We start from the raw sequence: 24,855 nt of genomic DNA on the forward strand, positions 1-24,855 counted from the left end.
TTTGGTTATTTGGGGTTTTTAGTTTTTTACATGCATTATCCAGATTTTTCCATAGTATGTATTATCTAGACTAGAATAATACTGATACATGGCATCATTCCAGCTTTTAGTATGTTTTAAATAAATGTATACATAGTCATTTTCAGGGTTAATAAAATAATCAGGGTTAAGTCCGTAATTCTGTAATCGTTCTATAAATCTAAATGCATTGTTTCTGTCTTCAAATACGCCAGGTACTATGTAATATCCTGGGGTCATATTTGGAATTACAATAGTTCTAGCCTCAATTGGATCTTGTCTTCTTAACTCAACTTCGGCAACGTTTGTTGAATTGTTTGTTGATTTTCTAGGCGCAGCGACTAATTTAGGTGGCTCTGTTTGCGTGTTTATTCCATCTTTGGTCCTTTTATTTATTTGCATAATCCAAACATCAAAACCATATTTGTCTTGGGCCGCTTCTACTGCTTCATCCCAAGAGCTATAGTGATCTAAATAGGCATAGCTTTGGCCTGACTCCGGATCATTAAATGATTTGGCATTTATTCCCCTCTCAGCCAGCTTATCAATAAATTTTTTAAGGTCATCAGTACTTGTGAATACATCTGCAACTACATAAAATCCGTCTGTCATTTTAGCTAGTACACTTGGATTTTCTGTATCAATTTCAAATTTTTTGGTGGTTACCGTATATTCTTTTTCTTCAATTTTATCTATTGGTTTTCTAGTTTCGGCTATCGCTTGGTTTGTTTGATTTGTTTGTGTTGAAGACTTTGTATTTTGAAGTGTATTATTAATATCTTCTATATGTTTTTTAAGGGCTTCAATCTCAGCCTCAAGTGCTGCTATTTCCTTTTCTACCTCACTTGTACTTTTTATTTTTTCTGATGTGGTAGTTTTAGTATTTGCTATTGTTTCAGTGGAAGGTTGAACTGTTTTTGGGAGTTCTTCTATTTCTTTTTTTGTTTCCTCGTTGGTAACAAGCTCTTCTTTTTGTTTTTTGTCTGAGGTAATTTCTTTTTTAATTTCTTTTTCTTTTACGGGAGCTTCCACTAAATTTTTAATCATGCTTGGTCTTCCTTCTCTGGCTGCTGATATATTGTAAGTGAAATTTACTTCATAGGTTTCACCCATATTAGTAACTAGTGTATTCATTCCCTTTTCATAGGAGAATCCTAGACTTAAGAAGTTATTTAGGTGAAATCCTATTCCTGCTGAAATACCATAAAATTGGTCATAACCCCCATGTGCCCATCCAGCTCTTGGTAAATCCAAAAGAATGCTTCCTGAAAGATTGATTGCATCATCTCCAGGTTTTTGGACCCTTGCCATGAAATTAACATTGCCATCTTCAAAAATCCCATAGGAGTTTAGAGGATTTACATACAAAAGGTGCCCTGTAATTGTTTTTTCAGCTAAGGCAGTTACTTTTTCCTTGTCTGATAGATTAAAGTCAAAGAAATTGGCTGCTGTAACCCCTACATGCCAGTTTTTATAGTTGAAATTAAGTCCTGGTTGAATATCAAAAAGAGAATTTACCTGGTATTCTGCTATTCTGGGGTCAGGTTCAGCTGTAACAGAATTAACTTTATCAAAACCACTATTGTAATAGGAAATATTCATCCCTAAAGTGAATTTCATGTCATCATTAATGGTGACTTCATAAGCATAATTGCCAACAATACCAAAGTTATTAATCACTCCTATTTTCTGATGGTATATAGAAAGGCCTAAACCATATTTTTCTTGCACTTTACTCCCATAGGTGGCTAAGTATGTTCTAAAATTATCTGTAAACTCATTCCATTGGTTTCTGTGATAGAAACTGAGATAGGTATCCTGCTGGTTAACTGCAGAAAATGTAGGGTTTAAGAAAAATTGATTATACTTTATCATATTATGTGATGGCACCTCTATGGCAATAAAAGGATCGTTTTCCTGTGCCGTTAGTTTAACAGACAAGAAAAGCAATAGTAAAGCACATGTTATGTGGCCCTTGAAAAACATGACTTACTAATTTACGATCGTTATCGTGCCTTGTTTCAATACCATATTATTACGTATAAGTTTATAAAAATACACAGGAGTGTTCCCTTTTCCAGTGTTCGTTAATGGCACTTCTGGCCAATTATTTTGATAAGCATTGGTTTTAAGCAACACTTCTCCTTTTTGAGTGAAGATATATACTTCTACATCTTCGTTATATGCATATTCTACCGGAATTACCCATTGGTCATTAAAGCCATCCATATTTGGGCTTATTACATTCGGAATTACCAAACTTACTTGGTATCGGACTGTAATTTCCATTACAATATCACAAGATCCTACAGTTGCAATAAGTGTATATATGCCTTCAAGTGATAATGTTGCACTGTTCGAAGAACTTATAACTGTTCCGTTAGGATCCATCCACAAATAGGAATCGCCACCGCTAGCTGTAACTACTTTAGTATAACCTTCTGGTATATTTATTGTTTTTGGGCTGTCTAATGTTATTAAATCCTCATTTACAGGCACAATTGTAATTGTATTGGATTGTTTTACACAGCCATTATAACTTATTTCTAATAGATAGGAACCATCCTGGGTTACACTATAAGTAGGCATATTGGAATTGACAATAGCCGTACCGTTTCTATACCATTGGTAGGTATATTCTGGTAAGTTAGTGCTACTACTAAGTAGGATAGTACTGTTATCACAAAGTACCGTATCAGGACTACTTATTGTAACATCTTCAATGGAAACAAAAGTAATATCTATGGTGTTTGAGAAAGCTAATAGTGTACCTAGCATAACTCGCAGTTCATATGTTCCTGTTGGATTTGTAGATGGAATAGTAATTGTATAGTTCGTTTCTCCACTAATAGGTATTCCACTATTTAACCAGCTAAAATTGTAATGTATATAATCAGTTATTGGGATTGTTTGTACAATTCCACTATAGGTTTCTGCTGTTAAGGTGGCTATAGAAAGAGTTGCGTTTGTGCTATCGCAGGATGAAAAAGTTCCTTGTATTGCTATAGTTGCAGTAATTTCATCTGGAAATAAAACAGTTTTAGTTTCAGTTGTAGCTGAATAGGTACAGCCATTATTTTGTGATACAACTGCATGATAAGTTCCGGGTGCATTTACTGTTAAGGTAGCACCTGTTTCACCAGCTAGTAGTACATTGTCTTTATACCACACATAGGTGGGATTGTTCATATTTGTAGTGACGTTGATATCTGTAGTTTGGTATGGCAATATCATCACTTCTTCCGTATTTACCAAATTCGCAAATAAAGAATTTTCTGAAACGGTTATAGTTTGAGAAGTTTGAGAACAAAATCCAGATTTGTTTGTTGTTACATAATAAGTACCTGCTTCTGTGATGTTATAGGTATATTGAGCAATTCCAGATGAAACTTGTACATTGTCCTTAAACCAAGTATATGTTTTTGTATTATCTTGGATAGAGGCTTCTAAAGTGTAACTACTTTGAGGACATAAAATTACATTATCATTTCCGATTATTGATAGAATCTGACTGTTTGCTAATTGTACATTAAATGAATTGGAGATGGCTGTATAGCTGTTTAATTTAAAGATTAGTTGATAGTTCCCATTTTCATTTTCAGTATTCAAACTAATGGAAGCTGCGGTTTGTCCATTTACTGTAGTATTATCTTTTTGCCATTCTTTTGAGAAATATATGTATTCTGAAACGGGTACAATAACGGAGGTTCCGTCAGCAATTGATGCTCTTAGTTCAACTACACCTAAGTTTATATCTGTACTTGTACATGCTGTGTAGGTGGATGTTTCACCTATTGTTAGGGTAAATGTTTGAGGATGAGATACGGATATGGTCTCGGTAGTTACATTGGCATTACAGCTTGTGTTTTCCGTTACTATTGCGTAGTAATTTCCTGGTTGAGATACTGTCAGAGTAGCGGCGGTTACCCCATTAATTAATTGTCCATTTTGGTACCATGCATAACTAGGATTTGAAGCATTGGTAAGTGCTGTTATTGTTACACTCTCCCAAGGCATTAATAAGGTATCTGCGTTTGGTGATAAGGAAGCAGAAAACGATTCAAAATTTGCCGTTACAGGGGCAGAAGTTTGAGTACAAAAGTTTGGTTTAGTTACAGTTACGTAATAAGTGCCAGAAGCGCTAGGTGAATTAGTGTCAATAGTATAAGTATATAAACCGGCACCGTTTGCTACTTGGTTATTATCCTTGTACCAAGTATACGTTAAAGAAGAGTCATTAATATCTGCTTCAAGTGTATGGTTTGTACCTGTACACAAAGCTAGTGTTGTTGATCCTAAGATTGCGATTGGATTACTAGTTGCTAACTGAATTGTTAATGTATTTGATGTTGCTGTTAGTCCTGCTACAGCTATAGTCAATTGATAGGTTCCATTTTCTATATCGGATCCAATGGTGTAATTAGTTGTGGTGGCAGAAGGTATTGCTGTACCATTATTTGTCCATGAATAACTAAATTGATTGTAATTGGTTGGATTTATGGGATTAATGTTACCCTCATACCAGTATCTAATTTCGGTTACTCCTATTGTTGCTTGGGTGCTTTGACAAGAATTATAGGAACTTATAGTACCTATAGTTACTGTAAATTGATCTGGATGTTTAATCGTAATGTTTTTAGTAGCCTTTGTGCTAATACATCCATTGTTTTGTGTGATTTCTGCATAGTATACCCCTTTATCAGTAGCTATAAGGGTTGCACTAGTTGCACCATTGATGGCTACACCGTCTTTGAACCATTGATATGTTGGACTTACTGCACTTGTGGATGTGTTTAATGTTACTGTGTCCCAAGGCATTATCATTGTGGTGTCCTGGTTGGTTATTGTAGCAGTAAAATCAGTGAACTTGGCAACTACATTGCCTGATGCTTGTCTACATGTACCTTGTTTGGAAGCTTCTACGTGATATGTTCCTTCTGCTGTTTGAACACTGGTATCAATGGTATAACTTGACATTCCTAGTCCTGACGCAACTAAAGTATTGTCTTTGTACCAAAAATAATCTAAGGTTGGGTCTACTGGGCTTGCTGTTAGTGTATGATTACTGTTTGTACAAAGGTCAATAGAATTACTACCGTTAATGGCTATAGAAGCAGTTCCACTTGAACTAACAGTTACGTAATTTGAGGTGGTGACACTAGAACAATTTGGACCATATTCTAATCTAGCATAATAAGTTCCAGGTTGTGAGACCTGTAATGAAGATCCTGTTTGGCCAGAAATGAGTAGGTTATCTTTATACCATCTATAAGCAGGTTCATTAGGAAAGTTGTTTACTTGAATAGTGGCTGTAGCATTGTTACATAATATAATATTTTCATAGTTATTTATAACTAGGGGTTGGTTTATATTTAAGTAGTATGCTTCGAATGTATTACTTTCTGGACTAATTAGTGCTGGATTTGAACTGCGTACACGTACACGGAAATTGTTTCCTGCAGTATTGGTTGGGAATGAAAATGTGAAATCAAAATTTAAGGTTGTATTCATGTTGCTAACCGTCGTTAGCGTTGTAGGTGAAGAAAAACTTCCTGAAGCATCAGATAGTTCTAATGTGAAGGTATTTGTACTAGATACTAACGGTGGATCCCATGAAAAATTAACCTTATACTGATTAAAATTTTCACTTGCACAGGGTGCTGTGAATAATAAAGTAGGCTTTTTTAAGTTTTGACCATAGGAAACACTGTTCACACATAAGAGGACTAGTGCAACTATAAGAAGCCGACTTGTTTGAGCGCGTAGAATTGTATTCATACACAGCACAGTTTAGGTTAGTTATTCAGTTCATTTCCAAAGACTCCTGGGGGTGTTATTGGAAGTCTACTTCATTTGGGTGTTTAAAAGTATGGTTAAAACCGATAAAAAGCAAATATTATCGACGAAATACACAACTTATCAACAATAAGTAAGAAAAAACATGATAATATCTCTGTTTTCAACTAAATTATTGCTTCTTTGTAAACTTCTTTTAAACGTATTGTAGTGAAATCAAAATCCGTATTTTTGCACTTCAAATGAATATTATGTCTGAAGAAGCTAAATCGCTCAATTTTATTGAGCACATTATAGAAGAAGATTTAAGAGCTGGATTTTCTAAAGAAAAGCTGCGTTTTAGATTTCCTCCGGAGCCTAATGGGTATCTTCATATTGGTCATGCTAGTTCTATATGTTTAAACTTTGGTCTAGGACTTAAGTATCAGGCGCCTGTCAATTTACGTTTTGATGATACAAATCCTGCTAAAGAGGAGCAGGAGTATGTGGATGCAATAAAGCGAGATGTCAGTTGGTTGGGATTTAAATGGGAGAATGAATGCTATGCTTCCGATTATTTTCAGCAATTATATGAATGGGCATTAATGCTCATCAAAGAGGGAAAGGCCTATGTTGATAGTCAAAGTTCAGTCGAAATTGCCAATCAGAAAGGAACACCTACAAGAGCAGGGGAGGAGAGCCCTTATCGAAATCGTTCTTTAGAGGAAAATCTTCAACTTTTTGAATCTATGAAGGCTGGTGCTTTTCCTGAAGGTTCACACGTTCTTAGAGCTAAAATTGATATGGCCTCGTCTAATATGTTGATGAGGGATCCTATTCTTTATCGTATTTTACATAAACATCATCATCGTACAGCTAATGATTGGTGTATATACCCAATGTATGATTGGGCTCATGGAGAAAGTGATTATATAGAACAGATTTCTCACTCACTTTGTACTTTAGAATTTGCAATGCATCGTGAATTATATGATTGGTTTTTAGATCAATTAGTTGATTCTTCTTTAGTCCGTCCAAAACAGCGGGAGTTTGCACGTAGAAATCTTAGTCATACAGTAGTAAGTAAGCGAAAGTTACTACAATTGGTTCAGGAAAATCATGTAAAAGGATGGGATGATCCAAGAATGTCTACTATTTCAGGAATGAGACGTAGGGGATATCCACCTATGGCTATTCGTAATTTTGCTGATACTATTGGAATAGCAAAACGCGATAATCTTATTGATGTTTCATTATTAGAGTTTTGTGTCCGGGAAGAACTTAATAAAACTGCTCCTAGAGTTATGGCCGTGTTGGATCCAGTTAAAGTAGTAATTACTAATTATCCCGAGGGAAAAGAGGAATGGCTTGATGCTGAAAATAACCCTGAGGAAGAGAACTTGACTTATAGAAAAGTACCATTTTCAAGAGAGTTATATATTGAAAGAGAGGATTTCCAAGAAGAGGCTAATCGTAAATTTTTTAGATTAAAATTGGGTGGAGAAGTTCGTCTTAAAAATGCATATATTATTAAGGCTGAGAGTGTAGTAAAGGATGCTGAAGGGGTTATTACTGAAATTCATTGTACTTATGATAAGGAGAGTAAAAGTGGTAGTGGTACAGAGGCTAGTTTACGTAAAGTTAAAGGAACCTTGCATTGGGTTTCAACTTCTCATGCTAAGGAGGTAGAGGTACGTTTATACGATAGATTGTTTACAGTTGCAGAGCCTGATCGTCAGGAAAATGATTTTTTATCCTATGTTAATCCTGATTCACTTTCAGTGATATCGGCTTTTGTAGAGCCTAGTTTATTATCTGCAAAGGAAGGAGATCAATTTCAGTTTCAACGTATGGGATATTTTTGTGTTGATAAGGACTCAACAAACGATAAGTTAGTTTTTAATAAAACGGTTGGCCTTAGAGATACCTGGGCAAAGGTACAAGAGAAATAGTAATATTTTTATGCTATAATAAAACCCTCGATTTTTCGAGGGTTTTTCTTTATACCATAAGGGTTTTTAATTGTTTTTATAAATAATAATTTTTGTCAATAATAAAATGTTTTTCCATTGTGTTATCTTATTAAAAATGACCTCTATATATAGGCTGTATTTAACAAAATATAAATTGACATAAGATTATATCATTAATGCTTTGAAGTCTTCTCAGGACGTCTTAAAACTACTTTTTATCTTTTTCTTGTGCTTCTTTTTGTTTTTTCATGGCTTCACCTATTTGATTGCTTGCCGTGAAGGATGCAACCATATTATTTAGCATGTCACTACCTGCTTGAGGTGAATTTGGTAATAAAATGAGATTTGAATTAACATGTTCACCAATCGATTGTAAAGTATCATAATGTTGAGTTACAACAATTAAAGCGGATGCTTCTTGTGAATTAATTCCTACTTTATTTAAAACTTCTACAGATTCTTCCAATCCTCTTGCTATTTCTCTACGCTGGTCAGCAATCCCTTGTCCTTGTAATCGTTTGCTTTCAGCCTCTGCTTTTGCCTTTTCAACGATTAGAATACGGGCGGCATCTCCTTCAAATTGTGCCGCTATTTTTTCACGCTCTGAAGCATTGATTCTATTCATTGCTGATTTTACTTGGGTGTCCGGATCAATGTCTGTCACTAATGTTTTTATGATATCAAATCCGTATTCAAGCATGGCATCTTGTAATTCACGTTTAACTGCTATTGCGATATCATCTTTCTTAACAAAAACATCATCTAGTTTCATTTTTGGTACTTCTGCACGTACTACATCGAATACATAGGATGTAATTTGGTCATGAGGATATTCCAATCGGTAAATCGCATCATATGTTTTTTCTTTCAGTACAACATACTGGACGGATACTTTTAGTTTTACGAAAACGTCATCAAGTGTTTTCGTTTCTACAACCACATCAAGCTGTTGAATTTTTAGGCTAATTCGTGCAGCAACTCTATCAATTAGGGGGATTTTTAGTTGTAAACCTGAAAACCGTATGCTTTGAAATTTTCCAAAACGCTCTATAGATACTGCTGTTTGCTGCTTAACAGTAAAAAAAGTTCCCATAAGGACGAATAGTCCTAAAACAATTAGTAAAATAGTTTCAATCATAATGATTTTAAATTTAGAATGATATGGAAAGGTACGAAAAAAAGGGCCTAATCCAATGTGAATAAGAGATTGTAGTGTTTATTGGTTTTTATAAATTTTGGACTGAGTATGATTTGTTTCACGTGTGAATTATAAATTCTCTATAAACTTATCATTTACAATTATAGCTTTGTTCTTAGAGTGCTTCTGTTTTAATATAGAGTACTATAATTATGCACTTTTTTCTAGGGTTGTCAGTCATTGATTAAGGTTAGTTTTAAGGGGCACTATTTGATTATTTTTATTTTAAACTGACTTTGGTATCTAAAAGCGTAAAAGCCGCTTTTAGCGGCTTTATTTATATTGTTTTTATGGCATTTTGTATGCGATTAATTGTTTCTTCTTTTCCTATGGATTCCATAATATCAAAAATATGGGGTCCTTTTAGTTCTCCAACTAAAGCTAATCGTAATGGTGCCATTATTTGTCCAAATGCATAATTATTATCTGCAATCCAATTCTTAACAATTGATTCTGTTGTACTGCTTTCAAAGCTATCGCAATTGTTAAGTATTGTTTGTAGGTCTGTCATTAATACCGCTGTGTTTTCTTTCCATTGTTTTCCTACAGCTTTTGGGTCATAGGTGGTTGGAGCTTGAAAAAAGTAGGAGCTCAATTCCCAAAAGTCCGAAACAAATACGGCCCTTTCTTTTATTAGGGAAATAATCCTAGCTAGTTTTTCGGTATCAATTTGTATATTTTTATCCTTTACTATTTTCTGGTACTCTTGAGCTAATACCATATTGTCACGCTTTTGCATGTATTGTTGGTTGAACCATTTTATTTTATCTGGATCAAATCTTGCTCCAGATTTATTGACTTTGTTAAGGTCAAATGCTTGCGTAAGTTCTTCGAGTGTAAATAGCTCTTGTTCTGTTCCAGGATTCCAGCCTAACAAAGCCAGAAAATTTACTAATGCTTCGGGGAAATAGCCATCATCTTTGTAGCCTTTAGAACTTGTGTTGCTGATTTTATCATTCCATTGTAATGGGAATACTGGAAATCCTAATTTATCGCCATCTCTTTTACTAAGTTTTCCATTTCCAATTGGCTTTAGTATAAGTGGGAGGTGTGCAAACTCTGGAACTTTCCAACCAAAAGCTTCATATAATTTGATGTGTAATGGTAGTGATGGTAACCATTCTTCTCCTCGAATGACATGTGTGGTTTCCATAAGGTGATCATCTACAATGTTTGCCAAATGATAAGTTGGCATACCATCGCTTTTGAATAAGACTTTGTCATCCAATAAGGCGGGATTAAAATTTACCTCTCCTCTAATTAGATCTTGGGCTTGTATTAATGCATTGTCATTAGTACCATCATGCATGTTAAATCTAATGACATAATGATCTCCGTTAGCTATTTTAGTTTTTACTTCTTCCTTTGAAAGAGTGAAACTGTTATGTAATACTGAACGTACTTCCCAATTGTATGTAAAAGTTTTACCTTCTTTTTCAGCCTCTTTACGTAGGTTTTCTAAATTATCAGGTGAGTCAAATGCATAATATGCGAATCCATTAGAGACTAATTCATCCGCAAATTGTTTATATAAGTGTTTTCGCTCACTTTGTCTATACGGTCCAAAGAGTTCATTTTTTCCAACTGTTTCGTCCGGTGCTATACCTAGCCATTCAAGAGAATTAAAAATGTATTCTTCTGCACCGGGAACAAATCTATTTTGGTCTGTGTCTTCTATTCGTAAATAGAAAGTTCCTCCATTTTTTTTTGCAAATAAATAATTAAATAGGGCCGTGCGAACTCCTCCAATATGTAATGGTCCGGTCGGGCTTGGTGCAAAACGAACACGTACTTTATTAGTCATTTTATATGAATTTGTGTCAACAAAGTTACAAGGTTTGTGTTAATGTCCGTGAAACATCTCGTTTTAAATTGTAATTTTAATAGCTTAAACCTAAACTTAAAAGTGGTGTTTCAGGAGATTCAACATAAGTTAGCACAATTTATCCGTAAATATTATTTGAACGAATTACTAAAGGGTTTGTTTATATATCTTTTTATTGGTTTATTTTATCTTTTGATTACCCTTCTTATTGAATATTTTTTATGGTTGTCAGTTGCTGGAAGAACGGTGCTTTTTTGGCTTTTCATTGCTGTTGAAATCGGATTATTGTATCGATTTTTATTTATTCCAATTCTTAGATTGTTTGAATTTAAAAAGGGACTTTCAACAATGGAGGCCTCAATTCTAATTGGTAACTATTTTCCTGAAGTTCGGGATAAACTAGTCAATGTTTTCCAATTGGCATCTCAGCCTGATAAGGGCGAATTAGTGCTGGCCTCTATTGAACAAAAGTCTAGAGAATTGAGAGTTATACCTTTTCAACTAGCTGTCAGTTTTAAGCGTTCCTTACGCTACGCTCCATATGCAATTCTACCATTCTTTGTTGTTTTGTTTTCATTTGTGTTAGGTAAAGGTAATTGGGTTACGGAAAGTTATAAACGTGTTGTTGATTACAAGACTGCCTATGAAATTCCTTCTCCATTTCAAGTTAAATTATTAAATAATTCTTTACTAGTAGAAGAAGGTACTCCTTTCCTTTTGATGGTACAGACTGTTGGCAGTATGGTTCCTAATGAAGTTTCAGTGGTTTATGATGGGCAAGAGTATGTTATGCGAAAGGATGGTTTGGATACTTTTATGTTTGAATTTTCTAGCGTAAAAGAAAACATTTCTTTTTTTTTAAAATCCAATTCTTTTCAAAGCCCGTCCTATGAATTGGTGGTTTCTAGAATCCCTGTCTTAGAAGGATTCGAAATGCAATTAATTTATCCGCCTTATACTAAAAGGGGTAATGAAGTCATTAAGAATACGGGTAATGCCCTGGTCCCAGAAGGTACTTTTATTAATTGGAAGATACGTGGAACTCATACCAAGGATGTTTTATTTATTAGTACTGATAGTGTATTTATGGATAAGGAATCTTCTTATTTCCATCATAAAAAGCAGGTATTTCAATCTTTGGATTATGGAATTACAACGAGTAATGATTCTTTTTTGTTTTATGAAAATTTACGGTTTCAAATTAATGTAGTTAAAGATCAGTTCCCAGTTTTGAATTTATCATCTAAAATTGATTCTGTAGATAATCGGACATATTACTTTCATGGGGAATTAAGTGATGATTATGGCTTAAGTAAACTTGAATTATTTTATTATCCTACTGATAGACCCGATGCTGTTGAGATCCTTCAGTTACCTGTTGTAAATGATTCTTATGATGTTTTTTTCTATACTTTTCCAGAAGAGATTAACTTAAGCAAAGGGGTTGTTTACGATTTTTATTTTCAAGTTACCGATAATGATGTTTTTCAAAATGGCAAGGTGACTAAAAGTAAAATTTTTACTTTTAAGGAACTTACCGATCTTGAAAATCAAAGGTCTTTGTTGAATCAACAAGAGGAATCACTGAAAGGGTTTGAAAAAGGTGTGGAATCTTTTAGAGAGCAGGAACTGATTTTGGATGAAATAAGGGATCAACAAAAGCAAGATCCAAGCCTTACATATCAGGATAGAAAGAACATTGAGAATTTTTTTAAGCAGCAACAGTTCGAAGAACAAATGATGAATCGTTTCACCAATCAGCTTAAAGATAATTTAGCTAAACAACCCATAACTCCAGGAACTGAAGAGTTAAGAAGAAATCTTCAAGAAAGATTAGAAAGGCAACAGTTGGAGCTAGAAAGGAATGAAGAATTGTTGAAGCAACTTGAAGAACTGTCTAAAAAGCTGGATAAAGAGGAGCTTCAAGAGCGCATGGATCAGTTAGCTAAACAGCGTAGTTCTAGTCAACGTAATTTAGAGCAATTACTGGAATTAACTAAACGCATGTATGTTTCGCAGAGAATGAATCAGATAAAGGAAAGTTTGACTTCAATTTCTGAAAGACAATCCAGTTTGTCTCAAATGGATAGTGTTCAAGTTGGGATTGAAAATCAACGAGAAATCAATACTGAATTCAATGATGTGAAGTCTGAAATCAATACTTTAAGAAAGGAAAATTCAAAATTGATTAAACCTTTAGAAATTCCATTTACTGATAAGTTAGAACAACAAATTAGTCGTGATCAGGAAGAAGTGCTAGATAGACTTAAGAATCCGCCTAGTAATAGTGAAACTTATAAATCTGCTAAACAAAAACAAAACTCTATAGCCCAGAAATTAAACCAAATGGCTGAAGCATTTCAAAATACCATGATGCAAGGATCAGAGGAACAGTTACAGGAGGACATTCAATCTTTAAGGCAAATTTTAGACAATCTATTAGTATTTTCTTTTGAGAATGAGAAGTTGGTTTCTTCTTTTTCTGGAATGAGCAATAAGAACCCGTTGTTTTCTAAATTTCTTACTCGACAAGGAGATTTGAAGGTGATGTTCCAACATGTAGATGACAGTCTTTTTTCATTATCTCTTAGACGTCCAGAATTGTCAGAGAACATTAATAAGGAAATATCGGATGTCCATTATAATATTGATAAATCCTTAGAACGGCTGTCTGATAATAACGTGTATCAAGCTGTAGCCAATCAACAGTATGCTATGACTGCAACAAATAATCTTGCAGAATTTTTAAGTGATGTTTTAAGTAACTTACAGATGCAATTGAATCCTTCTTCTGGCAAAGGAGAGGGTGAAGGGAAAGGTTTTCAACTTCCTGACATTATTCAATCTCAAGAAGAGCTGGCTAAACAATTAGGCAAAGAAGTCTCTGAACGCATAAAGCGTGAACAAGAACAAGGTAAAGTCAATGGCCTTTCTGATCAATTTTCTGAGGATAGTAGCGAACAATTATATCGTATTTTTAAGCAACAACAAGAATTAAGGAATGAGTTAGAAAAGCAAATAAGAAATTTAAAAGGCGATGACAAAAAGAACGCTATAAGCCTTGCTCGAGAAATGGAATTTATCGAAAATCAATTATTGGATAAAGGAGCTACTGAGGCTATTTTAAAGCGGATGGAACGTTTGAATCACCAGTTGTTGAAATTGGAAAATGCTTCATTTGAGCAGGGGCAAGATGAGCTTAGAGAAAGCCGATCAAATGAAATGATAATTAATGCTCGTTCGGTAAAGCCTGTAATGAGGGCTGAAGATTATTTTAAGCAGCTTGAAATATTAAATAGACAAGTATTACCTTTGCGGTCAAATTATAAAGAAAGAGTAAAGAACTATTTTCGAAGCGATGATTAATTTCTTTTATGAGACCGATTTTATTTTGAATAACGAGGAACGTTATTCTTCTTGGGCAGCTCAAGTTGTTACTTCTGAGTCTTGTTCTGTAGGTGAGATAAATTATATTTTTTGCAATGATGAATATCTACATAAAATAAATTTGGATTATCTCCAGCATGATGATTATACTGACATCATCAGTTTTGATTATTCAGAAGGCTCATTATTGCATGGGGATATTTATATATCTATAGAACGTGTATTGGACAACTCCAAGACCTTTAATGTGTCATTTGATGATGAATTATTGCGCGTAATGGCACATGGACTGCTTCACTATTGTGGATTTAAGGATAAGAGTAATTCAGAGAGTATAATAATGAGGGACAAGGAAGAGGAAAAAATCGCTCTGTTCCACGTGAAACAATAACTGTATTTTATACATGTTCCACGTGAAACATTACTTGATTTTGTTTTGTTCCACGTGAAACATATTCTTGATAAGTATGTTTGATAAAGAGTATGATGTTATAGTGGTAGGTGCTGGACATGCGGGTTCAGAAGCCGCCGCCGCCGCCGCCAATATGGGGGCTAAAACCTTATTGGTTACAATGAACCTTCAAAACATTGCGCAAATGTCTTGTAATCCTGCCATGGGTGGTATTGCTAAAGGACAAATTGTTCGTGAAATTGATGCGCTTGGTGGATATAGTGGAATAATCACTGATAAGACTGCTATTCAATTTAAGATGTTAAATAAATCAAAGGGTCCTGCAATGTGGAGTCCGCGGGCGCAAAGTGATCGTATGAGATTTGCTGAGGAATGGCGTTTGATGTTAGAGCGCACTTCGAATCTTGATTTTTACCAAGAAATGGTTTCTGGATTGATAGTTGAGCAAGGTAAAATTATAGGAGTTAAAACCTCATTAGGTGTTTCTATTTATGGAAGGGCTGTTGTGTTAACTAATGGAACTTTCTTGAATGGATTGATTCATATTGGTGAAAAACAGTTTGGTGGAGGTAGAGCTGGGGAAAAGGCGGCTACAGGTATTACAGAAGATTTGGTTGCTTTAGGTTTTGAATCTGGAAGAATGAAGACTGGGACACCCCCAAGGGTGGATGGAAGGTCTTTAGATTACTCTAAGATGGTGGTTCAGCCTGGCGATGATAATCCTGAGAAATTTTCTTACTCCTCTTTAACTAAGCCATTGTCTGTTCAACGTGATTGTTATATGACATATACAAGTTTGACTGTTCATGAGTTGTTAAGAGAAGGTTTTGATCGTTCGCCCATGTTTAATGGTTCTATTAAAAGCACGGGTCCTAGGTATTGCCCTTCTATCGAAGATAAAATTAATCGCTTTGCAGATAAAGATCGGCATCAGTTATTTGTTGAGCCTGAGGGTTGGAATACTGTTGAAGTGTATGTTAATGGTTTTTCTACATCATTACCTGAAGAAGTCCAATTTAGAGCATTGCGTTCAGTTGCCGGTTTTGAAAGTGTTAAGTTCTTTAGGCCAGGTTACGCTATAGAATATGATTATTTTCCACCTACTCAATTAAAACATACTTTAGAAACTAAATTGGTTTCTGGTTTGTTCTTTGCGGGACAGATTAACGGTACTACTGGTTATGAAGAAGCCGCTGCTCAAGGGTTAATGGCTGGGATTAATGCTGCTCTTAAAGTACAGGAGAGAGATTCTTTTGTTTTAAAGAGAAATGAAGCTTATATAGGTGTATTAATTGATGATTTGATTACTAAGGGTACAGAAGAACCTTATCGCATGTTTACTTCTAGGGCCGAATACCGAACATTATTAAGGCAGGATAATGCAGATATAAGATTGACGCCTAAGTCTTATGAAATAGGTCTAGCACAACAAGATCGTATGGACCGTATGGAAGAGAAGTTAGCCAAAGCTAGTGCATTTGTAGAATTTTTTAAAGAAACTAGTGTTAAACCTGAAGAAGCTAATCCAGTTTTGGAAAGTTTGGGGTCTTCCCCTATGAAACAGTCGGATAAGATGTTTAAGGTTTTTGCAAGACCCAATATCACTTTAGATCATATGAAATCTTTTTCGGGGGTAATGGAATATATAGAGGAAAAGGAATTAGATCGTGAAATCTTGGAACAAACGGAGATTGAAGTTAAATATTCAGGATATATTGAAAAAGAAAGAAACAATGCAGATAAATTGAATAAATTAGAGGATATTAGAATACCTGAAAGGTTTGATTACGATAAACTTAAGTCATTGTCTTTTGAGGCACGTGAAAAACTCAAAAAGATTAGGCCAACAACATTGTCGCAAGCCTCACGAATAAGTGGAGTATCTCCCTCGGATATTAGCATTCTTTTGGTATATATGGGGCGATAACCTCCGTTCCACGTGAAACATATATTAAAATGCCTTGTAATTCAAGGCATTTTTCGTTTGGCACGCAATTGAACACCTCAACGATTATTTAGGTATTTTGTCTAAATCGCAAGCTTAAGTGTACAGAGATGGGTCTGTTTTGGCTAAATTAGTTGTCATAGTAGCTATGTTGTGAACATTATTTGAAGATTTAAGTCGTCCAAGTCAATTAATTTTTGGTGTTTTTATCTTGGAAAATTTCATGAATGGATCTTCAAGTATAAATTACTAATGTATAGGCTATGATGTGGTTGGGTCATTTAGTTTAAATATGTTTGGTATGAATGTTTTATGAAGTAGTAATACCAATTGTTATTTAAGTGTGAAGGGAAGAAAGACCATTGACACGAATTTGATTTCATATAAGATGGTTGATAATTGAAATGATGAATGAGGTTTTTTTTGGTGAAATTGTGTGGTAAGTGGTTGAAATTTCAATTAGATTGAATGAAATTGCTTTCATTTATAAGGGAGGAGAAATTTTGACGATGGATTAATTTGCTGTATCTCCATAAGTTTACCCTGTTGAAAGTAAGTTAGCTATCCTTCGGAAGCTTTATACATTGATTAATACTAATTGTTGTATTTTATAAACTTTTATTATACACGTGGACGATGTACGAGTTGTTAGTTGTCCCTAATAGAGTAGAATCAAATCCTAACATCAACTAAATAGTAACTATTTCAAAAGAGGCATTATGCCTCTTTTGTTTTTTTAATTAAAAGGATGTAATCTTGCAACGATACTAAAGGACGTAAATAGCCCATGAATTTTAAAAGTAAGACCCCGGTCATTATGAGACTTAAGGATTTTTCTGTTTCTAAGGAAGTGTTTGAGTTACACTACAATAAGCAGTATGATATGCTTGAGACACAACCCAAACCGGCATCTTCTGTATTGCCTAAATACTATGCATCTGAAGATTATATTTCCCATACAGATGGTAAAAGAACATTCTTTGAAAAGATTTATCAATTTGTGAGATCCATAGCCTTATCTTCAAAAGCGTCTTTAGTAGCAAGTCATGCTAACGGAAAGACTGTTTTAGATATTGGTGCAGGAACAGGAGATTTTTTAAGTAGAATGAATACTCTTGGATGGTATTCTGAAGGGTATGAACCTAATGGAAAAGCAACAACTATTGCAATTTCTAAAGGGGTAAAGGTTCATTCAGATATGGAATTAATTGAAAATGAGTATTTTGAGGTGATAACAATGTGGCATGTTTTAGAGCATGTATCTAATTTGAATGACCAATTAAATTTCATAAATCGAAGGTTGACTGAAACAGGTGTAATCATAGTTGCAGTGCCTAATTTTAAATCTTTTGATGCAAAATTCTATAAAAAGTATTGGGCTGGATACGATGTTCCTAGACACCTTTGGCATTTCTCCCAAAAAAGTATTGAATTACTTTTTGCTGAAAAGGGATTTAAAGTGGTATGCACAAAACCAATGTGGTTTGATGCTTTTTACGTTAGTATGTTATCTGAGAAATATAAAGGTCGAAAATTTTCTTTCCTTAGAGGTTTATGTATTGGTTTCCTTTCAAATCTGTCCGCATGCCTATCCGGAGAGTTTTCTTCGCTGATATATGTACTTAAAAGAAGTAAATCCGACTTCTAAGGCTTTCTAAGCGATTTCTTGATGATAGATGACTATAAGTATGGCTTTGTTTGAGAACGCCCATGTAGATTGATTTATTTGAGTCAATTTTGATAGATGTAAATTATTTTCATCTCTCGAAATATAGATATCTATTATAGTCAAAAAAACAGTGGAAAAACTTTTTTCAATGACTTACTTTTCTATTTTTGTCAGAATTGAAATTTAAACTAAAATCTGACAGCTAAAGGTAATTACCATGCTGTTTAGTTTTAGCAATTGAAATAACTAAACACTAACAAATGAAAAAAATCAGTATTGCCGTAATTGCATTGGTAGGATTGGTAGCTTGTCAACAATCTAAAATTGCTTATATAGAGAGCAGTGATTTGGTAAATGACTATCAAGAAAAGAAAGACATTGAAGCCCGTATTCAAGTTAAAATTGATGCCTATGAGAAGAAAAGAGATAGTCTATCACAAGCATTTAAAGTAGAAGCCGAGGACTTTGATTTAGAAGCCCCTAAAATGCCTCAAGCAAAGGCTCAGGAACGGTATAATGCATTGTTGCAAAAAAGTCAACTTATTCAGCAACGATTACAGCAGGAGGAACAAGAGATCCAATTGGAAAGCCAGAAGCAAATGGATACCATGGTGAAAACCGTTAAGAAATTTATTAAAGAGTATGGCAAGCAAAATGGTTATACTTATATTCTGGGATCAAATGAGGCCGGCAGTGTTTTGTATGGTCAAGAAGAAAATAATATTACCAAGGATGTTCTAAAAGCATTGAATGAAGAATATGCTAAAAAGGACTAATTTTTGTAAAGAATAAGAAGGAAGGCGCTAATTTATAGCGCCTTTTTTATGAGTATAGTTTAACTAAGCAGGGGATAGTAAATAAACTCCCATTATAGCTGGTATTAGATAAATTACAATGGTTCTAGCACCATCATAATCCTTTGCAAGACGTTGTCCAAGTAACAGCATTAAAAGAGTGATAGTACCCATAATACATCCATAAAAGGCCCATAAGGTATTTCCTTCTATCACTAGATTAAAAAATCCTATAATGCACAGGATTGATGTGAAGATTTCTAAAACCAATACCTTTAAAAGGGCAATTGGAACCATATTTTTAAGAATAGTTTTTGAAAAGTGTCCTTTCAGCCATTCAAGATTTCCTTTCCAATCACTTATCTTATCCCATCCACTTTGAAGAAATGTGATTATTAGTAGTAAAAGTATCAGTAATTGAGATGCGAAGTGTAAGATGTTATCCATTATGTATAGTATTTTATTGAGGTTTATGTAATAGTCGTGTGAGTTTTATCGATAGGTCGGTAAAAATAATTTTAGCATTTCCATTGCGTTCCACGTGATACATTGCATTTTGCAACTCTTGTTGAATTTCAAGGATATTATTTCCGTGTACAAAAGGAGCAAATTTTTCCAACTGAAATCCCTCTGTACTAATTTCAGAATAAACTAGTTGTGAAGCCTTGTAATTGAGTAATAAAGCTTGTCTGAAGATTTCCATACAATATTGCAAAAACTGTTTTTGAGTTTCTCTCCCTGTAGTTGCTATCTGTTCACTCCATTGCAATAAATCATGTATTGATGTTTTATTGCCTTTTGCCCTAAATGCAGTTCGAACCCACATTATAAACCACTTCTCAAATGTCAAGTCCTCAGAATCATTATAAGCTAAATCAAGGGCCTTGTTAAAATTGCCTTGTGCTTGATGGGCAATTTTTAAGGATTCATTTTCAGTGAAACCCTTTTGCATAAGTCCTTGAACTATAGCGTCATCACTTAAAGGGGGGAACTGAATTACCTGGCAGCGAGATCGTATAGTTTGAAGTAGTTGCCCTTCATCTTCAGCAATTAAAATGAACAATGTTTTATTAGGGGGTTCTTCTAATAGTTTTAATAATTTGTTAGATGCAGCTATATTCATTTTTTCAGCCATCCACATGATCATAACCTTATAACCTCCTTCAAAAGCTTTCAAAGAAAGAGCTTTTACAATTTCTTGAGACTCTTCGACCCCTATTTGTCCTTGTTTATTTTCTACTCCAATCATTTGATACCAATCAAACAAATTGCCATAGCTTTGCTCTTTAACAAATACCCTCCAATCTTCTAAGAAAAGTGAGCTCACTGCATCCTTTTTTAACTTATCATTGGTAGTTACAGGGTATACAAAATGTAAATCTGGGTGAGACAAATTATTGAATTTTAAATTACAGGATTCACTACCTCCTGAATTTTCACCATTAGAATTTCTACATAAAATATACTGTGCATACGCAATAGCCATTGGAAGTACGCCGCTTCCTTCGGGACCTACAAAAAGTTGTGCATGCGGAATTCGTCCGGCATCAGCACTGTAAATTAAATGCTTTTTTATGTGGGAATGTCCCAATATTTCACTGAATTGCATGGTTCAAATGTACATAAAATTATACCAAATTTTTGATTGGGGAATTGCGGGCCGAGTTGTTCAAAAAATAAGAATTTAAGGAAGCAGAAATCGTTTTCGGTTGATAAGTAGCTAACTATGGCAAGCTATAATTAATTAACTTTGGGCCTTAAACCATTTGATTTTTATGAAAACTATCAACGATTTTCAATTTGCTAATAAAAAAGCGCTGATAAGAGTCGACTTTAATGTACCTCTTGATGCTAATTTTAGGGTAACGGATACTACACGTATAGAAGCGGCAAAACCTACAATTGATAAAATACTAAATGATGGAGGAAGTGTGGTGCTTATGAGTCATTTGGGTAGACCAAAAGGTATTCAAAATGAATTTTCTCTGAAGCATATTATAGACGAGGCTAGTAGAATTTTAGGGTCCGAAGTTAAATTTGTTGCGGACTGTATTGGAGAAGATGCAGAGGCAGCAGTTGCATCTTTGAAACCTAAGCAAGTATTGCTTCTTGAGAATTTGCGTTTCTATGAAGAAGAAGAAAGAGGAAATGTCGATTTTGCGTCTCAATTGGCTAAATTAGGAGACATATACGTCAACGATGCATTTGGAACTGCACACAGAGCGCATGCTTCCACAACTATAGTGGCTCAATTTTTTCCTAATGCCAAATGCTTTGGATACCTTATGGCCAAGGAAATAGAAAGTATTGATAAAGTAATGAAATCAGGTGAAAAACCGGTGACTGCTATTCTAGGTGGTTCAAAGGTTTCTTCTAAAATCACGATTATTGAAAACATTTTAGACAAGGTAGATAATCTTATTATAGGTGGTGGTATGACTTATACTTTTGTGAAAGCTAAGGGAGGAAAAATAGGAAGCTCGATTTGTGAAGATGATAAGCAAGATTTAGCGATTGAAATTCTTAAAAAGGCCACTGAAAAAGGAGTAAATGTATACCTTCCAGTTGATGTAATCGCAGCAGATGCTTTCAGTAATGATGCAAATACTCAGGTCGCTCCTGTAGGAGACATTCCTGACGGATGGCAGGGTCTAGATGCAGGTCCAGATACTTTGGAGTGCTTCAAAAAAGTGATTCTTAATTCAAAGACTATTTTATGGAATGGGCCCGTAGGTGTTTTTGAGATGGATTCTTTTGCAAAAGGAACCATTTCAGTTGGTGATTTTATAGCAGAAGCTACTAGTAAAGGAGCATTTTCTTTGGTAGGTGGTGGAGACTCAGTTGCTGCTGTAAAACAATTTGGTTTTGAAGAGAAAGTAAGTTATGTTTCAACAGGTGGAGGAGCTATGCTTGAAAGTCTTGAAGGTCGTATATTACCCGGTATCAAGGCTATTTTATCCTAATTAAAGAATTTAAGGAATCAAGTAATTACGTATAATTACTATCAATTTTCAATGAATTAGCCCTTCTTTATCTAAAGAAGGGCTAATTTTTAACATAATACGAGCAAAACGTAAGCTAAAAAAAACGATTTTTACAATCCCAAAATCTTTTTGTTAGGTAATTAAGCCTTTCAAAGATTGATATTTGTCCGCCCCGGCATTTACAATAAACATAGACATGAACTATAAAAATGAAGCAGATGAAATACCTTTTTTTAGCAGGAATGATGTGGTTAAGTATGCCAGTAATGGCTCAGAAGATTACATCTAAAAAAGAAAAACAGACCAAAACTGTTGAAAAAGTATCCATTCAAAATGATACGTTAGCTCAGCTAGAGACAGCTTCGATGGAGTTATTAGGTGCTGAAGTAGACACTGAAAACAATCCTGAAACAGCTTTTCGTTTTCCGAAAAAGGAGGGTAAATATTTATTAAAGGACCATGATAATGTTTCAAGAATAGATAGCCTATGGATGAGGGAGCTTACCAATTCAGAATTGTTTGAAAATATGTACAAAACGGTCACCAATATGGAATATGATTCGGTTGCGTACAATGAATTAACCACTGAAGTATTAAAACAACGTTTGGAAGTACTCAACCAGAAAACTCCGTTTAATGTTGAGTATAATCCGGCATTGGAAAGTGTAATAAAATCATTTTTAAAGAATAGGCGAAAAACCTTGGAACGGCTAATGAGCTTAAGTCATTATTACTTTCCTTTGTTTGAACAGGAAATGGATAATGCCAATATTCCATTGGAAATGAAATATTTATCCATTGTAGAATCTGCTTTAAATCCTCGTGCAAGATCACGAGTTGGTGCAACTGGTTTATGGCAATTTATGTATCCTACTGGAAAAATGTATGGTTTGGATGTGAGTAGTTATGTGGATGAACGAAGTGACCCGATACGTTCCACTAAGGCAGCAGCAAAGTACCTATCAAGATTATATGCTATGTTCAATGATTGGGATTTAGCCCTAGCTGCATACAATTCGGGACCGGGTAATGTTACTAAAGCTATTCGTCGCTCAGGAGGTAAACAAAACTATTGGAACCTTCGACCACATCTTCCACGTGAAACGGCTGGATACGTCCCTGCTTTTTTAGCTACCATGTATATTTTTGAATATGCCCAAGAACATGGATTTAATCCTAAGAAACATGAAACAATTTACTTTCAAACAGATACAGTACAGGTTAAACGCTTAATTACATTTGATCAATTGACTGAACTATTAGATGTTTCTAAGGAACAACTACAATTTTTCAATCCTTCTTATAAACTAGATATTGTTCCTTTTGTTGAAGGAAAAAAATATAGTCTAAGACTTCCAAAGGACTTAATTGGGAAATTTGTTGCCAATGAAGAATCTATATATGCATTTGTTGAGGCAGAAAAAGAAAAAATGGAGAAGCCATTACCAGCCCTTGTACAAACTTCAGGAGAAGGAGGAAATCGAATATATCATAGGGTTAAAAGTGGAGATGTTCTTGGCAAGATTGCCAATAAATATGGCGTTACAGTGACCAATTTAAAACGATGGAATAGCCTGAGAAGTAATACAATACAAATTGGTCAGAGATTAACCATTTATACAAATAAGAAACCATTATCACCTAGTACAGTAGTAGCTAAGTCGACATCAAATTCAGGAAGCAAGGCTGCAGAAGAGATTTATGTAGTCCAAAAAGGAGATACTTTATGGAGTATTGCCCAGAAGTTTCCGAAAATTTCTATTGAGGATATTCAAAAATGGAACGATATTAGTGGAGAAAAATTACAGCCAGGCATGAAACTAAAAATGTGTCAATGCTAATGACCTATACTAAAAAACGATTTCCTTATGAAAAAACTACTTCTCTTGTCGATTTTTATCACTACTGTAATTGGTTGTAAAACAGCTACAGAGAAAGATTATTTACCTGAGTCTACTGGCAAAATTAATTCACTTGCTGTAGTAATTGATAATGATTTATGGAAGGGATCTGTAGGAGATGAAATACGCAAGTATTTTGCAGGACCTGTCGAAGGACTTCCTAATGAAGAACCTATTTTTTCAATACATCAAATGCCTCCTTCCGTTTTTACGGACATGACTAGGAGTAGCCGTAATGTACTTCTTGTTCAAAAAGATTCTGTAGCAGGAGCTACGGTTAGGGATGATATGTTTGCAAAACCTCAAAAATTAGGTGTAATTAGAGGTAATACTGATGACGATTTAATTAAAGCTATTCAAGAGTTTGCTCCAAAGATTATTCAACAATTTAAAGAAAATGAGGTAGCTGAGAATCAGAGACGGATACGTATTTCAACAAATAAAGAAACTGCGCTTGAGGAAAAGCTAAAAGTAAAACTAAGTATGCCATCTGTTTATAATATTGTTAAACAGGAAAATAACTTTTTTTGGATTGAACGTCAAATCCAAAATGGTACATCTAACATCATTTTATATGAAATGCCATTAAATAGCATACCTGAAGATTCAACACGAGTAGAAACAATTGTTAAGATGCGAGATTCAATAGGCGAACGTTACATTCCTGGAAGAGAAGAAGGGATGTATATGATTACTGAAAAGGGATTTGCACCAAGTGTGTATGATGCTAAAATAAGTGATAGGATTGCTATTGAAAGTAAAGGAACTTGGGAAGTTAAAGATTTTTTAATGGCTGGACCTTTTCTTAACTATATTGTTGAAGATAAACCTAACAATCGTTTATTAGTGATGGAAGGTTTTGTATTTGCACCTTCTGTTAATAAACGAGATTATATGTTTGAGTTAGAGTCGATTCTTAAGGGAGTTGAATTTACTGAATAAAAAACTCACTTTAAATAGAAAAACCACGCAAA

Annotated in this window: 15 protein-coding genes; 9 read left to right on the top strand and 6 right to left on the bottom strand. The window is 34.5% G+C overall.

The window, feature by feature from the left end:
- Positions 1-18 precede the first annotated feature (18 nt).
- Together PT603_RS11285 and PT603_RS11290 are read right to left on the bottom strand one after the other, a co-directional pair.
- On the bottom strand, positions 19-2,004 hold the full coding sequence (locus PT603_RS11285; RefSeq protein WP_008236420.1) for a PorP/SprF family type IX secretion system membrane protein: 1,986 nt from the start codon (positions 2,002-2,004) through the stop codon (positions 19-21).
- 6 nt (positions 2,005-2,010) lie between these two features.
- Positions 2,011-5,796, bottom strand: coding sequence for a T9SS type B sorting domain-containing protein (locus tag PT603_RS11290; protein WP_008236417.1), 3,786 nt, complete (start codon positions 5,794-5,796; stop codon positions 2,011-2,013).
- Between the two features lie 269 nt (positions 5,797-6,065).
- On the opposite strand from PT603_RS11290, the gene PT603_RS11295 reads away from it, so the two are divergent.
- Positions 6,066-7,745: a glutamine--tRNA ligase/YqeY domain fusion protein gene (locus PT603_RS11295; RefSeq protein ID WP_008236416.1), complete on the top strand. Its 1,680-nt coding sequence runs from the start codon at positions 6,066-6,068 to the stop codon at positions 7,743-7,745.
- Positions 7,746-7,974: 229 nt separating this feature from the next.
- On the opposite strand, the gene PT603_RS11300 is transcribed toward PT603_RS11295, so the two are convergent.
- Both PT603_RS11300 and gltX read right to left on the bottom strand, forming a co-directional pair.
- Positions 7,975-8,904 carry an SPFH domain-containing protein gene (locus tag PT603_RS11300; protein WP_008236414.1) on the bottom strand — a complete coding sequence of 310 codons (930 nt, stop codon included), beginning with the start codon at positions 8,902-8,904 and terminating at the stop codon, positions 7,975-7,977.
- 337 nt (positions 8,905-9,241) lie between these two features.
- Positions 9,242-10,768, bottom strand: coding sequence for a glutamate--tRNA ligase (gene gltX / locus PT603_RS11305; protein WP_008236412.1), 1,527 nt, complete (start codon positions 10,766-10,768; stop codon positions 9,242-9,244).
- Between the two features lie 105 nt (positions 10,769-10,873).
- On the opposite strand from gltX, the gene PT603_RS11310 reads away from it, so the two are divergent.
- From PT603_RS11310 to PT603_RS11330, 5 genes are all read left to right on the top strand, one after another.
- Positions 10,874-14,155 carry a GumC domain-containing protein gene (locus PT603_RS11310; RefSeq protein WP_155805469.1) on the top strand — a complete coding sequence of 1,094 codons (3,282 nt, stop codon included), beginning with the start codon at positions 10,874-10,876 and terminating at the stop codon, positions 14,153-14,155.
- The gene (ybeY, locus tag PT603_RS11315) at positions 14,148-14,567 is read left to right on the top strand and encodes an rRNA maturation RNase YbeY (RefSeq protein WP_008236409.1); all 420 of its coding nucleotides are present in this window, start codon (positions 14,148-14,150) and stop codon (positions 14,565-14,567) included. Before PT603_RS11310 ends, ybeY begins: the two co-directional genes overlap by 8 nt.
- 76 nt (positions 14,568-14,643) lie before the next feature.
- Entirely contained in the window at positions 14,644-16,515 is a 1,872-nt protein-coding gene (mnmG, locus tag PT603_RS11320) for a tRNA uridine-5-carboxymethylaminomethyl(34) synthesis enzyme MnmG (RefSeq protein ID WP_008236407.1), read from the top strand.
- An 835-nt stretch (positions 16,516-17,350) separates the two neighbouring features.
- Positions 17,351-18,181: a class I SAM-dependent methyltransferase gene (locus PT603_RS11325; RefSeq protein ID WP_238530998.1), complete on the top strand. Its 831-nt coding sequence runs from the start codon at positions 17,351-17,353 to the stop codon at positions 18,179-18,181.
- 281 nt (positions 18,182-18,462) lie between these two features.
- On the top strand, positions 18,463-18,978 hold the full coding sequence (locus PT603_RS11330; protein WP_008236403.1) for an OmpH/Skp family outer membrane protein: 516 nt from the start codon (positions 18,463-18,465) through the stop codon (positions 18,976-18,978).
- Positions 18,979-19,041: 63 nt separating this feature from the next.
- Here PT603_RS11330 and PT603_RS11335 read toward each other — a convergent pair whose 3' ends face one another.
- Positions 19,042-19,443, bottom strand: a complete 402-nt coding sequence (locus tag PT603_RS11335) for a hypothetical protein (protein ID WP_008236401.1) — start codon at positions 19,441-19,443, stop codon at positions 19,042-19,044.
- Positions 19,444-19,456: 13 nt separating this feature from the next.
- The gene (locus PT603_RS11340) at positions 19,457-20,605 is read right to left on the bottom strand and encodes a DNA polymerase III subunit (RefSeq protein WP_008236399.1); all 1,149 of its coding nucleotides are present in this window, start codon (positions 20,603-20,605) and stop codon (positions 19,457-19,459) included.
- Positions 20,606-20,771: 166 nt separating this feature from the next.
- Between PT603_RS11340 and PT603_RS11345 the strand changes: the two genes are divergently transcribed.
- The 3 genes from PT603_RS11345 to PT603_RS11355 all read left to right on the top strand — a co-directional run bounded on the left by PT603_RS11345 (position 20,772) and on the right by PT603_RS11355 (position 24,823).
- A complete protein-coding gene (locus PT603_RS11345) occupies positions 20,772-21,959 on the top strand; it encodes a phosphoglycerate kinase (RefSeq protein ID WP_008236398.1) in 1,188 nt (395 codons plus the stop codon).
- 239 nt (positions 21,960-22,198) lie between these two features.
- Positions 22,199-23,821 (top strand): lytic transglycosylase domain-containing protein, encoded by a 1,623-nt coding sequence (locus tag PT603_RS11350; RefSeq protein ID WP_008236396.1) that lies wholly within the window; start codon positions 22,199-22,201, stop codon positions 23,819-23,821.
- Between the two features lie 27 nt (positions 23,822-23,848).
- Complete coding sequence (locus PT603_RS11355; RefSeq protein ID WP_008236394.1) at positions 23,849-24,823, top strand: DUF4837 family protein; 975 nt, start codon at positions 23,849-23,851, stop codon at positions 24,821-24,823.
- Positions 24,824-24,855: the final 32 nt, after the last annotated feature.

Source organism: Imtechella halotolerans, from assembly GCF_028743515.2.
In the GTDB taxonomy this organism is placed as follows: domain Bacteria; phylum Bacteroidota; class Bacteroidia; order Flavobacteriales; family Flavobacteriaceae; genus Imtechella; species Imtechella halotolerans.